This is a genomic window from Pseudomonas sp. NFACC37-1 (assembly GCF_900101575.1).
Taxonomy (GTDB): Bacteria; Pseudomonadota; Gammaproteobacteria; order Pseudomonadales; family Pseudomonadaceae; genus Aquipseudomonas; species Aquipseudomonas fluorescens_AA.
This window is the reverse complement of sequence record NZ_FMUZ01000017.1, coordinates 45,971-59,247: the sequence shown is the minus strand read 5'-3', so window position 1 is coordinate 59,247 and position 13,277 is coordinate 45,971. Positions and strand designations below refer to the sequence as shown.

The window sequence follows — 13,277 nt, the reverse complement described above, 5'->3', positions numbered from 1 at the left end:
CATTCGTCGGAAGGTCAGGTTTTGCTGCTGTTTTCCAGCGATTTAGGCGATTTGTGAAAATTATTGTATACAAAACTATTTAGTGTTGTGTTCTATTTGTGGGTTCGGTTTTTCTGAAAGTGAAGCCGCAAGGCTTTTCCATAACAAAAGAAGGACAGCACCCATGAGCGTTCTAACCTTGAAAATCGCCGTCAACCTGGCCGGGCAAGCCCTTGCCGCCGGTCGTGAAATCAGCGCTGCACCCTTGACCGTCGCGGTCCTGGACAGTGGCGGACACCTGATCGCCTTGCAGCGCGAAGACGGCGCCAGCCTGCTTCGCCCGCAGATAGCCATCGGCAAGGCCTGGGGCGCCATCGCCCTGGGCAAAGGCTCGCGCCTGCTCGCTCAGGATGCCCAACAACGCCCGGCGTTCTTTGCCGCTTTGAATGGGTTGGGGCAGGGCAACGTCGTACCGGCCCCGGGTGGGGTATTGATCAGGGATCAGGACGGCAGGGTGCTGGGGGCGATTGGTGTCAGTGGTGATGTTTCGGATGTGGATGAGCAGGTGGCGGTCAGGGCGGTGGAGGCGTTGCAGTTGAGGGCGGATGTGGGGGTGGTTGCTTGATTTTGGGGTGAATGGACTGGCGCCATCGCGAGCAAGCTCGCTCCGAGGGGGGATGAAGGACACAAAATGTTCGAACACTGCAAAGCCCTGTGGGAGCGGGCTTGCTCGCGAAAGCAATCGTCCAGACACATCCAGCTAAAAGTCTGACCCTGATTTTTGCTTCCCGCCGCTAGCCTTTCAGGACTTACTAAGAAAGGAGGCTATGGAATGCCAGCATACTCAGCTTCGTACTGTCTGCGTATCGGTCGCTATGCGGAGCAAAACCGCATCTACCTACTGACAGCCAACACGCTGAAGCGCGAGCCTGTCTTCAAAGACTATGGCTTGGGTAGGATAGTTATCCGTCAGTTCAGGCAGATACAAGAGCAAGTCTTTGCAGACTCCCTGGCCTTTGTCGTCATGCCTGATCATTTTCATTGGTTGATTCAACTGCATCAGGGGTCTTTGGGGGAGTTGATGTGTCAGATGAAATCTGTAAGTGCCAAGGCAGTCAATGAGGCGGACAACAGGGTTGGTAGCCTATGGCAGCAGGGCTACCATGACCGAGCTTTGCGAAGGGAAGACAATTTGATCAAGCTCGCTCGCTACGTTGTCGCCAACCCACTGCGGGCACGCTTAGTGAAACGACTTGGCGAGTATCCACTGTGGGATGCTATCTGGGTTTGACTTGAAATCGAGTTGCGCCCTTCGCGAGCAAGCCCGCTCCCACAGGGGATTTGCGGTGTTCACACAGTTTGTGCTCGTCATCGGAACCAGTGTCGGGCTATCAGTCTGGCTCACACCCCTTCAACACCAACCGAATGATCGTCTGCGCCGCCGCTTCGTAATCCGCTTCATCCAGCTTCGCCTTGCCGGTCACGGCGCTGATCTGCCAGTCGAAGTCGGCATAGGTCTGGGTGGCGGCCCAGATGCTGAACATGAGGTGGTTGGGGTCGATAGGGGCGATCTGGCCGCGGTCGATCCAGGTCTGGATGCAGTCGATGTTGTGCCGGGCCTGGGCGTTGAGTTGTTCCACCAGGTCGGGGCTCAGGTGGGGGGCGCCGTGCATGATTTCGCTGGCGAAGACTTTCGAGGCGAAGGGCAGGTCGCGGGAGATGCGGATCTTGGAGCGGATGTAGTGGCTCAGCACCTCGCCGGGCACGCCGTCGGCATTGAACGGTGTCGAGGCCTGGAGAATCGGCTCGATGATGCTTTCCAGCACCTCGCGGTAGAGGTTTTCCTTGGATTTGAAGTAGTAGTAGACGTTGGGTTTGGGCAGGCCTGCCTTGGCCGCGATGTCGCTGGTCTTGGTCGCGGCGAAGCCCTTGTCGGCAAATTCTTCGCTGGCGGCACGCAGGATCAATTCTTTGTTGCGCTCGCGGATTGTGCTCATAAACCCAGGGGTTCCTTGCCTGTTCTGGCGGTGGCGCATGGTAGCACCGGCTTCGCGCGGCGCTCAAGAATGCCCCAAGGCGCTACGGCTCGCGGTATGCTGCGCGGCATTATTATTCAAGGAGCCCTCTCCATGGCTGGAAGCAGTTTGCTGGTACTGATCGACGACATCGCCACCGTACTCGACGATGTCGCGCTGATGACCAAGATGGCCGCCAAGAAAACCGCCGGCGTGCTTGGCGATGACCTGGCGCTCAATGCCCAGCAAGTGTCGGGTGTGCGTGCCGAGCGGGAGCTGCCAGTGGTGTGGGCGGTGGCCAAGGGGTCGTTCATCAACAAATTGATCCTGGTGCCGTCGGCGCTGGCGATCAGCGCCTTCGTCCCGTGGTTGGTGACGCCCTTGTTGATGGTGGGCGGCGCCTATTTGTGTTTCGAAGGGTTCGAAAAACTCGCCCACAAGTTCCTTCACAGCAAGGCCGAGGACCAGGCCGAACATGCGCAACTGGTCGAGGCGGTGGCTGATCCGGCGGTCGATCTGGTGGCCTTTGAAAAGGACAAGATCAAGGGCGCGGTACGCACCGACTTCATCCTCTCGGCCGAAATCATCGCCATCACCCTCGGCACTGTCGCTGACGCAGCACTGACCCAGCAGGTGATCGTCCTGTCGGGCATCGCCATCGTCATGACCATTGGCGTCTATGGCCTGGTGGCCGGGATCGTCAAGCTCGATGACCTGGGACTCTGGTTGACGCACAAGCCAGGCCAGGCCGCCAAAAGCATCGGTGGTGCGATCCTGAGTGCGGCACCCTACATGATGAAAGGCCTGTCGGTGATCGGCACCGCGGCGATGTTCCTGGTGGGCGGTGGCATCCTGACCCATGGCGTGCCAGTGGTGCATCACTGGATCGAAGGCGTGACGGCCAGTGCCGGTGGTGCCGGGTTTATCGTGCCGACGTTGCTCAATGCCGTGGCGGGGATTGTTGCAGGGGCGGCGGTGTTGGCGGGGGTGATGGTGGTCGGCAAGGTTTGGAAAGCGCTGAAAGGCTAAGACTGGAAATACAAGACAACTGTGGGAGCGAGCTTGCTCGCGAATGCGATGTATCAGGTGGCATATTCGTCAACTGGTACACCGCATTCGCGAGCAAGCCCGCTCCCACAGGTGGATTTGCATCAGGCGTTGGGTTACTCGGCGATCTGCAACTTGCGCGACTCGGTGTACACGTACCGCACCTTTTCATACTCGAACGGCGTGTTCAGTTGGCCATAGCGGAAGCTGGTCTGGTAGCGCCTGTCCACGCCGCGCAGGAGCAGCAGTTCCGGGTGGTTGGAGCTGACTTCGGCGACGTTGAGGAAGTTGATCGCCGATTCGGCCGTGTAGTCCACCAGCAGGCCCGAGGTGTCGCGCAGGTTCGACGGGCCGAAGATCGGCAGTACGAAATACGCGCCGCCTGGCACGCCATAGAAGCCGAGGGTCTGGCCGAAGTCTTCGCTCTGGCGTGGCAGGCCCATGGCGGTGGCCGGGTCCCACAGGCCGGCGATGCCCACAGTGGTGTTGAGCAGCAGCCGCGCCGTGGTTTCCATTGAACGCTTGCCCTTGAATTGCAGCAGGCTGTTCATCAGGTTCGGCACGTCCCCCAGGTTGTTGAAGAAATTGCTGACCCCGGTGCGCACGAAGCCGGGAGTAATGTAGCGATAGCCATCGACGACGGGCAGGAAGACCCATTGGTCGAAGCGGTAGTTGAAGTGATAGACCCGGCGGTTCCAGGATTCCAGCGGGTCATAGACGTTCAACGCGTTGAGGGTCGAGCGCTCGAACTCGCGCTGGTCCAGCCCCGGGTTGAACTTGAGTTTGGTCAGCGGTTCCTTGAAGCCGTCCGAATCCACCACCACAGGCGCATTGGCTTTGCTGTTGTCGGCGTGGACCATGCCCGCACTCATTAACGCAGCGATAAGCAGCAGATATTTAGCCACGGAAAAACTCCAGCATGGCGTCGCTGTTGACGCGGTAGTTAAGGTTGCCGCAGTGGCCGCCCAGTGGATAAACCGTCAGGCGATCGCCAAAGGTCTTGCGCAGGAAGCCCAGGTCGCCCGGGCCGAGAATGACGTCGTCGGCATTGTGCATGACGGCAATCTTCGGGCTGTCGTGCAGGTAATCCTTCAGCGCGTACAGGCTGACCTGGTCGACCAGTTGCAGCAGGCTGCCGCCGTCGGTGCGCGCGCGCCACATCGGGATCACCTGCTCGGTGAGGTAACAGTCGAAATCGCATTGCAGAGCACGCTTGAGGAACGGCGTCAGGCTGGTGCTTTCGGTGATCGGGAACTTGGGTGGGATGATCAGGCCGCGACGGTTGATCAGGTCCGAGGTGAACGCGATGTCCGCCGCCGAAAAACGGAACGAGGTGCCGATCAACATCGCCATCTGTTCATTGCTCAAGTGCTGCTTGGACTGTTGGAAGTCGTAGAGCAGGGCGTCGTTGAGGTCGATGTAGCCTTTTTGCTGGAAGTAACGGGTCAGCTTGTTCAGTACCAGTTCATAGAAGGTCGTGGTGCTGTTGATGCCCTTGACCTCGGTCTGGACCAGTTTGTCCAGGTTGGTGATCGAGGTATAGAGGTTCACCGGCGGGTTCAGCAGCAGCACTTTCTTGAAATTGAAGCTGCGCCGGGTTTCGTCCAGGTGGGCGACAAAGGCCGCATCCAGGGCGCCGAGGCTGTAGCCGGTCAGGTAGTACTCGGTCACCGGCAGCTTGGGGTTCTGCGCGCGTACGGCCTGCATCACGCGGTACATGTCCTCGGCGTCTTCCTTGGAAATGCCCGGCGTGGCAAAGCGCGAAGCGGCACTCATGAAGTCGAAACTGGTGGGCGAGGACAGCTGCACCACGTGGTAGCCGGCCTTGTAGTAGAGGCGCTTGAGGTATTCGTTGAGGGTGCTGTCGTAGCGCGCACCAGTGCCGGCGATCAGGAAGATCAGTGGCGCGGGCTTGTCCTGGGTGGCCATGCGGTAGGTGAGGCTTTTAACCGGCCAGAAGTTGTCCGGCAGGATGAACTCGCGTTCCGGGCGCAGGGTCAGGCTGTGGTCCGCCTGATTGATGTCTTCGATCAGTGGCAGCTCCGGACGCAGGTCCGGCGGCGTGGTGGCGATGGTCGCCTCGAACGGGTTGGTCAAGGGGTAGCCATAGCTGGCGGCGTCAATATCTGCCGCCAGCGCGGACGCACTCAGGATAAGGCCGCCGAGGAGGGCAGCGAAGCGCAAGGAACGGAGCATGACTGGATCCCTTAGAGGAAGGTGCCGAATGAAGTTCGCAGCCTATGACCACCGAAGCGGAGCCAAGTGCCATGATGGGCACAAAACAGGCACGGACGGGGCGCGATAGTAGCGGGACGATACACGGTCATGCGCAGTGGCGGCTAGTTATCTGGCATTTGCCGGATTTGGACAGCAAATCTCACGTGTGAGGAGGCGGCAATTGCCTGGAAACAGTAGCTGGCGTTCTGATGTCGTTTCTCGTTGCTTCGACGTCGCAGACAGAGCAGGTTCAGGAGCGGCACAGGTTGATGATCGATCCTGTCAGTACTCCACTGGCGTTCAGACCGGTTTGAGGGCGAGCGTGATGGGGGCGCTGAGCATCATAACTATACGTTGACGCCGTCCGGCATCCGTCGGGCGCAGCACTTTCGGGGAAGTAACGATGAAGATGCGACGACTCTTGGGCGCAGGTGCCGCACTGGTACTGGCCATCAGTTCCACCTTGGCCAGCGCCGAAACCAAAACCCTGAGCATCGGTTACGTTGACGGCTGGTCCGACAGCGTCGCGACCACCCACGTGGCCGCCGAAGTGATCAAGCAAAAACTCGGTTATGACGTGAAGCTGCAAGCGGTCGCGACCGGGATCATGTGGCAAGGCGTGGCCACCGGCAAACTCGATGCGATGCTGTCGGCCTGGCTGCCGGTGACCCACGGCGACTACTGGACCAAGAACAAGGATCAAGTGGTCGATTACGGCCCCAACTTCAAGGACGCAAAAATCGGCCTGATCGTGCCGGAGTACGTCAAGGCCAAGTCGCTCGAGGATCTCAAGACCGACGACTCCTTCAAGAAGCGCATCGTCGGCATCGACGCCGGTTCAGGCGTGATGCTCAAGACCGAACAGGCGATCAAGGATTACGACCTGACCGGTTATCAACTCAAGGCCAGTTCCGGCGCCGGCATGATCGCCGAGCTGACCCGTGCCGAGAAGAAAAACGAATCCATCGCGGTCACCGGTTGGGTGCCGCACTGGATGTTCGCCAAGTGGAAACTGCGCTTCCTGGAAGACCCGAAAGGCGTCTACGGCGCGGCTGAGACTGTAAACAGCATCGGCAGCAAGGAACTGGGCACCAAGGCCCCGGAAGTGGCCGAGTTCCTGAAGAAATTCCAGTGGGCGTCGAAAGACGAGATCGGCGAAGTCATGCTGGCGATCCAGGAAGGCGCCAAGCCGGACGCCGCTGCCAAGGACTGGGTCGCCAAGCACCCGGACCGCGTGAAGGAGTGGACCGGCAAGTAATTAGCCTGGTTTGACTGTTCCGAAACCGCATGACGTTGTGTCATGCGGTTTTTTTGTGCCTGCAAGCTTCCAATGTTGCACATCCCCCTGTGGGAGCGGGCTTGCTCGCGAATGCGATCTGTCTATTGGCTATGTGTTGACTGACTCACCGCATTCGCGAGCAAGCCCGCTCCCACAAGGCAATTGCGAAAATTGGCGGAAAACTGGCAAAACCGTCATGTCGTTCTAATACTAAGGTCGTCTGGAACCTGGCCTTGAGCCGCATAGAGTAGAGTCGTTCCAATTAAATCTGTGCTGCGAGGATAAAAACAATGAACGACAGCATTTACCTCTCGATTCAAAACAGCCCGCGCTTCAAGGAGCTGGTGAGAAAAAGGGAAAAGTTCGCCTGGATTCTCTCGGCGATCATGCTTGGTCTGTATTCCGGCTTCATTCTTCTGATCGCCTACGGGCCACACATTCTCGGGGCCAAGATCACGCCTGAGTCCACCATCACCTGGGGTATTCCCATCGGTGTCGGCCTGATTCTCTCGGCCTTCGTCCTGACCGGTATCTACGTGCGACGCGCCAACGGCGAGTTCGACGACCTGAACAATGCGATTCTCAAGGAGGCTCAGCAATGATCCGGCGTCTACTGGCTCTATTGAGCATCGCGGCGTTCGCACCGGGCGCCTGGGCGGCTGACGCCCTGACCGGTGCCGTGCAGAAGCAACCCCTCAACGTCGCGGCTATCCTGATGTTCGTGGCCTTCGTCGGCGCGACTTTGTATATCACCTACTGGGCGTCCAAGAAAAACAACTCGGCGGCCGACTACTATGCGGCCGGCGGCAAGATCACCGGCTTCCAGAACGGCCTGGCAATCGCGGGCGACTACATGTCGGCGGCGTCCTTCCTGGGTATTTCCGCGTTGGTGTTCACGTCCGGTTATGACGGCCTGATCTACTCCATCGGCTTCCTGGTGGGCTGGCCGATCATCCTGTTCCTGATCGCCGAACGTCTGCGTAACCTGGGTAAATACACCTTTGCCGACGTGGCGTCCTATCGCCTCGGGCAAACCCAGATTCGCAGTCTGTCCGCCTGCGGCTCGCTGGTGGTGGTGGCGTTCTACCTGATCGCGCAGATGGTCGGTGCCGGCAAGCTGATCCAGCTGCTGTTCGGCCTGGACTACCACGTTGCGGTGATCCTGGTGGGTATCCTGATGTGCCTCTACGTGCTGTTCGGCGGCATGCTGGCCACTACTTGGGTGCAGATCATCAAGGCGGTCTTGCTGCTGTCGGGTGCTTCGTTCATGGCGTTGATGGTCATGAAGCACGTCAACTTCGACTTCAACATGTTGTTTGCCGAAGCGGTGAAGGTTCACCCTAAAGGCGAGGCGATCATGAGCCCCGGCGGCTTGGTGAAGGATCCGATCTCGGCCTTCTCCCTGGGCCTGGCGCTGATGTTCGGTACCGCTGGCCTGCCACACATCCTGATGCGCTTCTTCACCGTGAGCGACGCCAAGGAAGCGCGCAAGAGCGTGCTGTATGCCACCGGCTTCATCGGTTACTTCTACATCCTGACCTTTATCATCGGCTTCGGCGCGATCCTGCTGGTCAGCACCAATCCGGCCTTCAAGGACGCGGCAGGTGCCTTGCTGGGCGGTAACAACATGGCGGCGGTGCACCTGGCCAACGCCGTGGGCGGCAGCATCTTCCTGGGCTTCATCTCGGCGGTAGCCTTTGCCACCATCCTGGCGGTAGTGGCGGGCCTGACCCTGGCCGGTGCCTCGGCGGTGTCCCATGATCTGTATGCCAGCGTGATCAAGAAAGGCAAGGCCAACGAGAAGGACGAGATTCGCGTCTCGAAAATCACCACCATCGCCCTGGCGGTGCTGGCGATCGGCCTGGGCATCCTGTTCGAGAAGCAGAACATCGCGTTCATGGTGGGCCTGGCGTTCTCCATCGCGGCGAGCTGCAACTTCCCGGTACTGCTGCTTTCGATGTGCTGGAAGAAGCTGACCACTCGTGGCGCCATGATTGGCGGCTGGCTGGGCCTGGTCAGTGCCGTGGGCCTGATGATCCTCGGCCCGACCATCTGGGTACAGATCATGGGTCACGAGAAGGCGATCTTCCCGTACGAGTACCCGGCGCTGTTCTCGATGATCATTGCGTTTGTCGGCATCTGGTTCTTCTCCATCACCGACAAGTCGGCTGAAGGCGCAAACGAACGAGCGCTGTTCTTCCCGCAGTTCGTGCGTTCGCAGACTGGCCTGGGGGCGAGCGGGGCGGTTAACCATTGATGTAGCGATAAGTGCATGAAGAGATACCCCGGTCGAGACTGGGGTATTTTTTTTGTGCCGGGTTTAAGGGGGGGCAGGGCTGCCGTCATCGCGAGCAAGCTCGCTCCCACAGGGGATCTCCAGTGAGCGCGGGGTCTGTGTTCACAACAGGTCAATTGTGGGAGCGAGCTTGCTCGCGATGGCGTCGGATCTGTCAATGCCGCTTCTGGATCAGATGAAAAGAGGCACAAACAAAACAGCCCCTGCTTCTTATATAAGAAGCAGGGGCTGTTTCAATGCAGCTTGGGACCTATCGCAAGGCAGGTCTTACTTGCGGTCTTCCAGCTGGGTGATGTCACGCGACTCGTAGCCGGTGTACAGCTGGCGCGGGCGGCCGATCTTGTACGGGCTGGAGAGCATTTCCTTCCAGTGGGAGATCCAGCCGACGGTCCGCGCCAGGGCGAAGATCACGGTGAACATGCTGGTTGGAATGCCGATCGCCTTGAGGATGATCCCCGAGTAGAAGTCGACGTTCGGGTACAGCGAGCGCTCGATGAAGTACGGGTCGGTCAGGGCGATCTCTTCCAGGCGCATGGCCAGTTCGAGTTGCGGATCGTTCTTGATCCCCAGTTCCTTGAGCACTTCGTCACAGGTCTGCTTCATCACGGTGGCGCGGGGGTCGCGGTTCTTGTAGACCCGGTGACCGAAGCCCATCAGCTTGAACGGATCGTTCTTGTCCTTGGCCTTGGCGATGAACTTGTCGATGTTCGAGACATCGCCGATTTCATCGAGCATGGTCAGTACCGCTTCGTTCGCACCGCCGTGGGCCGGGCCCCAGAGTGCGGCGATGCCGGCGGCGATACAGGCGAACGGGTTGGCACCCGAGGAACCGGCCAGGCGCACGGTGGACGTGGAGGCGTTCTGCTCGTGGTCGGCATGGAGGATGAAGATCCGGTCCATGGCCTTGGCGAGCACCGGGCTGATCGGTTTGATCTCGCACGGGGTGTTGAACATCATATGCAGGAAGTTTTCTGCATAGGTCAGGTCGTTGCGCGGGTACATCATGGGCTGGCCCATGGAGTACTTGTAGACCATGGCTGCCAGGGTCGGCATCTTCGCCACCAGGCGGATCGCGGAGATTTCGCGATGCTGGGGGTTATTGATGTCCAGGGAGTCGTGGTAGAAGGCCGAGAGGGCGCCGACAACGCCGCACATGACGGCCATCGGGTGGGCATCGCGACGGAAGCCGTTGAAGAAGGTCTTCAACTGCTCGTGAACCATGGTGTGGTTCTTCACGGTGCTGACGAACTGGGCCTTTTGCTCTGCGGTCGGCAGCTCGCCGTTGAGCAGCAGGTAGCAGGTTTCCAGGTAGTCCGATTTTTCAGCCAGTTGCTCGATCGGGTAGCCGCGGTGCAGCAGGATGCCGTTGTCGCCGTCGATGTAGGTGATTTTCGACTCGCACGAGGCGGTCGACATGAAACCTGGGTCAAAGGTGAAACGGCCCGTGGCCGTCAGGCCCCGTACGTCGATTACATCGGGACCAACGGTGCCGGTTAAAATGGGCAGCTCGACGGGGGCTGCGCCCTCGATGATCAACTGCGCTTTTTTGTCAGCCATGTGGCCTCCTATTAATGCTTGAAATCATCAGACAGACCCCCCACGCAGGGCCCGCACCACTATAGTGAGATAAATCCGAAAGTCAATTTGCCTAAAGTCTTGCTCCAGAAGGCTTTAACCGCACTTTTTCCGCGAAATTGCCTGCCGTTTACGCCTTTTGCGCCATATGTGCAATGCGCTATTAGGGGAAGGTGAACGCGTTGTCATTAGTAGCCTAACTGTCTATACTCGGCCACCGACCGCCAGGGGCTTTTGGGCCTGCTTTCTTGGGGGTCGTCACTCCCTGGGTGGTGAGTACCTGACCAGTGCGCGCCCCAACAACTTTGCCCTGATTGTTAGGGGCTCTTCAGTGTGAAAAAAAAGCCGTGAAAAGCCAACGACCTGTAAACCTAGACCTAAGGACCATCAAACTCCCAGTCACTGCTTACACGTCCATTCTTCACCGTATTTCCGGTGTCATCCTCTTCGTCAGCCTGGCCATCATGCTTTATGCATTGGACAAGTCGCTCGATTCGGAAGAAGGCTTCGGTCAGGTGAAAGCGTGTCTGACCAGTCCGCTAGCCAAGCTAGTGATTTGGGGCATCCTGTCCGCCTTGCTGTATCACTTGGTCGCCGGTGTGCGCCACTTGATCATGGACATGGGCATCGGTGAGACGCTGGAAGGCGGCAAGCTGGGCTCGAAAATCATTATCGCCGTGTCTGCGGTGCTGATCGTTCTGGCAGGAGTCTGGATATGGTAACCAACGTCACGAACCTTTCGCGTTCGGGCCTCTACGACTGGATGGCCCAGCGTGTGTCTGCGGTCGTTCTCGCGGCTTACTTCATTTTCCTGATCGGATATGTCGTGGCAAACCCTGGCCTGGGCTATGCCCAATGGCATGAACTGTTCGCAAACAACTGGATGCGTATCTTCAGTCTGCTGGCACTTGTCGCACTGGGCGCTCACGCCTGGGTCGGCATGTGGACCATCGCGACCGACTACCTGACGCCAATGGCGTTCGGCAAGTCGGCGACTGCCGTACGTTTCCTTTTCCAGGCAGTATGCGGCGTTGCGATGTTCGCTTACTTCGTCTGGGGTGTGCAGATTCTCTGGGGTATCTGATCCATGGCTAACATTCCAACGATTTCTTTCGACGCCATCATCATTGGTGGTGGCGGTGCCGGCATGCGCGCAGCGCTGCAACTGGCACAGGGCGGTCACAAGACTGCCGTGATCACCAAGGTTTTCCCGACCCGTTCGCACACTGTTTCCGCCCAGGGTGGCATCACCTGCGCCATCGCTTCGGCCGACCCGAACGATGACTGGCGCTGGCACATGTACGATACCGTCAAGGGTTCCGACTACATCGGCGACCAGGACGCTATCGAATACATGTGTCAGGAAGGCCCGGCCGCGGTGTTCGAGCTGGATCACATGGGCATGCCCTTCTCGCGTACCGAGCAAGGCCGTATCTATCAGCGTCCGTTCGGTGGCCAGTCCAAGGACTACGGCAAGGGCGGCCAGGCCGCGCGTACTTGCGCGGCGTCCGACCGTACCGGTCACGCACTGCTGCACACCCTGTACCAGGGTAACCTGAAAGCCGGTACCACGTTCCTGAACGAGTACTACGCCGTCGACCTGGTGAAGAACCAGGACGGCGCCTTCGTCGGTGTGATCGCGATCTGCATCGAAACCGGCGAAACCACCTACATCCGCGCCAAGGCCACCGTACTGGCGACCGGTGGTGCAGGCCGTATCTACGCATCCACCACCAATGCCCTGATCAACACCGGTGACGGCGTCGGCATGGCCCTGCGTGCTGGCGTGCCGGTACAAGACATCGAAATGTGGCAGTTCCACCCGACCGGCATCGCCGGCGCCGGTGTACTGGTGACCGAAGGTTGCCGTGGTGAAGGTGGTTACCTGATCAACAAGCACGGCGAGCGTTTCATGGAACGTTATGCGCCGAACGCCAAGGACCTTGCCGGTCGTGACGTTGTGGCTCGTTCGATGGTTAAAGAGATCATCGCCGGCAACGGCTGTGGCCCGAATGGCGACCACGTGATGCTCAAGCTCGATCACCTGGGTGAGGAAGTGCTGCACAGCCGCCTGCCAGGTATCTGCGAGCTGTCCAAGACCTTCGCCCACGTCGACCCGGTCGTCGCGCCGGTTCCAGTGGTTCCAACCTGCCACTATATGATGGGCGGCGTTGCCACCAACATTCACGGCCAGGCGATCACCCAGAACGCCGAAGGCGTGGACGAAATCATCCCTGGCCTGTTCGCAGTGGGTGAAGTGGCGTGCGTATCGGTCCACGGTGCCAACCGCCTGGGCGGCAACTCGTTGCTCGACCTGGTGGTCTTCGGTCGCGCTGCCGGCCTGCACCTGGAGAAAGCGCTGACCGATGGTATCGAATATGACGATGCCACCGACGCCAACATCGAAGCTGCCCTGGCGCGTCTGTCCGCTCTGAACGAGCGTACCGAAGGCGAAGACGTGGCAACCCTGCGTCGCGAGCTGCAGAACTGCATGCAGAACTACTTCGGTGTGTTCCGTACCGGCGAATACATGCAGAAGGGTATCGCCCAGCTGGCGCAATTGCGTGAACGAATCGCCAACGTGAAGATCAACGATAAGTCGCAGGCGTTCAACACTGCCCGTATCGAAGCGCTGGAATTGCAGAACCTGCTGGAAGTGGCCGAAGCCACCGCCATCGCCGCAGAAGTGCGTAAAGAGTCCCGTGGTGCCCACGCCCGCGAAGACTTCGAAGACCGTGACGACGAAAACTGGCTGTGCCACACCTTGTACTTCCCGGGTGAAAAACGCGTCGCCAAGCGTGCCGTGAACTTCTCGCCGAAGACTGTTCCGACTTTCGAACCAAAAGTCCGGACTTATTAAGGGTGACCG

The 13,277-nt window shown here is 59.2% G+C and carries 13 protein-coding genes; 9 read left to right on the top strand and 4 right to left on the bottom strand.

Going from position 1 to position 13,277, the window contains the following annotated elements:
* The first annotated feature begins 163 nt into the window (after positions 1-163).
* Both BLP82_RS18120 and BLP82_RS18115 read left to right on the top strand, forming a co-directional pair.
* Positions 164-604 (top strand): GlcG/HbpS family heme-binding protein, encoded by a 441-nt coding sequence (locus BLP82_RS18120; RefSeq protein WP_072406471.1) that lies wholly within the window; start codon positions 164-166, stop codon positions 602-604.
* Positions 605-811: 207 nt separating this feature from the next.
* Complete coding sequence (locus BLP82_RS18115; protein ID WP_092170938.1) at positions 812-1,270, top strand: REP-associated tyrosine transposase; 459 nt, start codon at positions 812-814, stop codon at positions 1,268-1,270.
* Positions 1,271-1,370: 100 nt separating this feature from the next.
* Here the strand turns inward: BLP82_RS18115 and BLP82_RS18110 are convergent, their stop codons facing one another.
* Entirely contained in the window at positions 1,371-1,976 is a 606-nt protein-coding gene (locus BLP82_RS18110; RefSeq protein WP_014339596.1) for a TetR/AcrR family transcriptional regulator, read from the bottom strand.
* A 132-nt stretch (positions 1,977-2,108) separates the two neighbouring features.
* Here BLP82_RS18110 and BLP82_RS18105 point away from each other — a divergent pair, with 132 nt between their 5' ends.
* On the top strand, positions 2,109-3,023 hold the full coding sequence (locus tag BLP82_RS18105; protein ID WP_092170934.1) for a DUF808 domain-containing protein: 915 nt from the start codon (positions 2,109-2,111) through the stop codon (positions 3,021-3,023).
* Between the two features lie 134 nt (positions 3,024-3,157).
* On the opposite strand, the gene BLP82_RS18100 is transcribed toward BLP82_RS18105, so the two are convergent.
* Both BLP82_RS18100 and BLP82_RS18095 read right to left on the bottom strand, forming a co-directional pair.
* On the bottom strand, positions 3,158-3,946 hold the full coding sequence (locus tag BLP82_RS18100; RefSeq protein WP_092170930.1) for an MlaA family lipoprotein: 789 nt from the start codon (positions 3,944-3,946) through the stop codon (positions 3,158-3,160).
* Complete coding sequence (locus BLP82_RS18095; RefSeq protein ID WP_060741153.1) at positions 3,939-5,237, bottom strand: alpha/beta fold hydrolase; 1,299 nt, start codon at positions 5,235-5,237, stop codon at positions 3,939-3,941. The genes BLP82_RS18100 and BLP82_RS18095 overlap by 8 nt, the downstream gene beginning before the upstream one ends.
* Positions 5,238-5,661: 424 nt before the next feature.
* Here BLP82_RS18095 and BLP82_RS18090 point away from each other — a divergent pair, with 424 nt between their 5' ends.
* From BLP82_RS18090 to BLP82_RS18080, 3 genes are all read left to right on the top strand, one after another.
* The gene (locus tag BLP82_RS18090) at positions 5,662-6,516 is read left to right on the top strand and encodes a glycine betaine ABC transporter substrate-binding protein (RefSeq protein WP_072406463.1); all 855 of its coding nucleotides are present in this window, start codon (positions 5,662-5,664) and stop codon (positions 6,514-6,516) included.
* A gap of 311 nt (positions 6,517-6,827) precedes the next feature.
* Complete coding sequence (locus tag BLP82_RS18085; protein WP_072406462.1) at positions 6,828-7,139, top strand: DUF485 domain-containing protein; 312 nt, start codon at positions 6,828-6,830, stop codon at positions 7,137-7,139.
* Positions 7,136-8,794 carry a cation acetate symporter gene (locus BLP82_RS18080; RefSeq protein ID WP_092170926.1) on the top strand — a complete coding sequence of 553 codons (1,659 nt, stop codon included), beginning with the start codon at positions 7,136-7,138 and terminating at the stop codon, positions 8,792-8,794. Before BLP82_RS18085 ends, BLP82_RS18080 begins: the two co-directional genes overlap by 4 nt.
* A gap of 306 nt (positions 8,795-9,100) precedes the next feature.
* On the opposite strand, the gene gltA is transcribed toward BLP82_RS18080, so the two are convergent.
* Complete coding sequence (gene gltA / locus BLP82_RS18075; RefSeq protein ID WP_003204440.1) at positions 9,101-10,390, bottom strand: citrate synthase; 1,290 nt, start codon at positions 10,388-10,390, stop codon at positions 9,101-9,103.
* Between the two features lie 365 nt (positions 10,391-10,755).
* Here gltA and sdhC point away from each other — a divergent pair, with 365 nt between their 5' ends.
* The 3 genes from sdhC to sdhA are packed head-to-tail and all read left to right on the top strand — an operon-like array spanning position 10,756 to position 13,268.
* Positions 10,756-11,130 carry a succinate dehydrogenase, cytochrome b556 subunit gene (sdhC, locus tag BLP82_RS18070; RefSeq protein ID WP_003179220.1) on the top strand — a complete coding sequence of 125 codons (375 nt, stop codon included), beginning with the start codon at positions 10,756-10,758 and terminating at the stop codon, positions 11,128-11,130.
* Positions 11,124-11,492 carry a succinate dehydrogenase, hydrophobic membrane anchor protein gene (sdhD, locus tag BLP82_RS18065; RefSeq protein ID WP_003204438.1) on the top strand — a complete coding sequence of 123 codons (369 nt, stop codon included), beginning with the start codon at positions 11,124-11,126 and terminating at the stop codon, positions 11,490-11,492. Before sdhC ends, sdhD begins: the two co-directional genes overlap by 7 nt.
* 3 nt (positions 11,493-11,495) lie before the next feature.
* Positions 11,496-13,268, top strand: coding sequence for a succinate dehydrogenase flavoprotein subunit (gene sdhA / locus BLP82_RS18060; protein WP_092170923.1), 1,773 nt, complete (start codon positions 11,496-11,498; stop codon positions 13,266-13,268).
* Positions 13,269-13,277 lie beyond the last annotated feature (9 nt).

What these genes read in the sequence shown, in the direction of transcription:
- BLP82_RS18080 (WP_092170926.1), top strand. Translation starts at nt 7,136, where the DNA reads ATGATCCGGCGTCTACTGGCTCTATTGAGCATCGCGGCGTTCGCACCG.
- BLP82_RS18095 (WP_060741153.1), bottom strand. Translation starts at nt 5,237, where the DNA reads ATGCTCCGTTCCTTGCGCTTCGCTGCCCTCCTCGGCGGCCTTATCCTG.
- sdhA (WP_092170923.1), top strand. Translation starts at nt 11,496, where the DNA reads ATGGCTAACATTCCAACGATTTCTTTCGACGCCATCATCATTGGTGGT.
- sdhD (WP_003204438.1), top strand. Translation starts at nt 11,124, where the DNA reads ATGGTAACCAACGTCACGAACCTTTCGCGTTCGGGCCTCTACGACTGG.
- BLP82_RS18090 (WP_072406463.1), top strand. Translation starts at nt 5,662, where the DNA reads ATGAAGATGCGACGACTCTTGGGCGCAGGTGCCGCACTGGTACTGGCC.
- BLP82_RS18110 (WP_014339596.1), bottom strand. Translation starts at nt 1,976, where the DNA reads ATGAGCACAATCCGCGAGCGCAACAAAGAATTGATCCTGCGTGCCGCC.
- BLP82_RS18105 (WP_092170934.1), top strand. Translation starts at nt 2,109, where the DNA reads ATGGCTGGAAGCAGTTTGCTGGTACTGATCGACGACATCGCCACCGTA.
- BLP82_RS18085 (WP_072406462.1), top strand. Translation starts at nt 6,828, where the DNA reads ATGAACGACAGCATTTACCTCTCGATTCAAAACAGCCCGCGCTTCAAG.
- BLP82_RS18115 (WP_092170938.1), top strand. Translation starts at nt 812, where the DNA reads ATGCCAGCATACTCAGCTTCGTACTGTCTGCGTATCGGTCGCTATGCG.
- BLP82_RS18120 (WP_072406471.1), top strand. Translation starts at nt 164, where the DNA reads ATGAGCGTTCTAACCTTGAAAATCGCCGTCAACCTGGCCGGGCAAGCC.
- gltA (WP_003204440.1), bottom strand. Translation starts at nt 10,390, where the DNA reads ATGGCTGACAAAAAAGCGCAGTTGATCATCGAGGGCGCAGCCCCCGTC.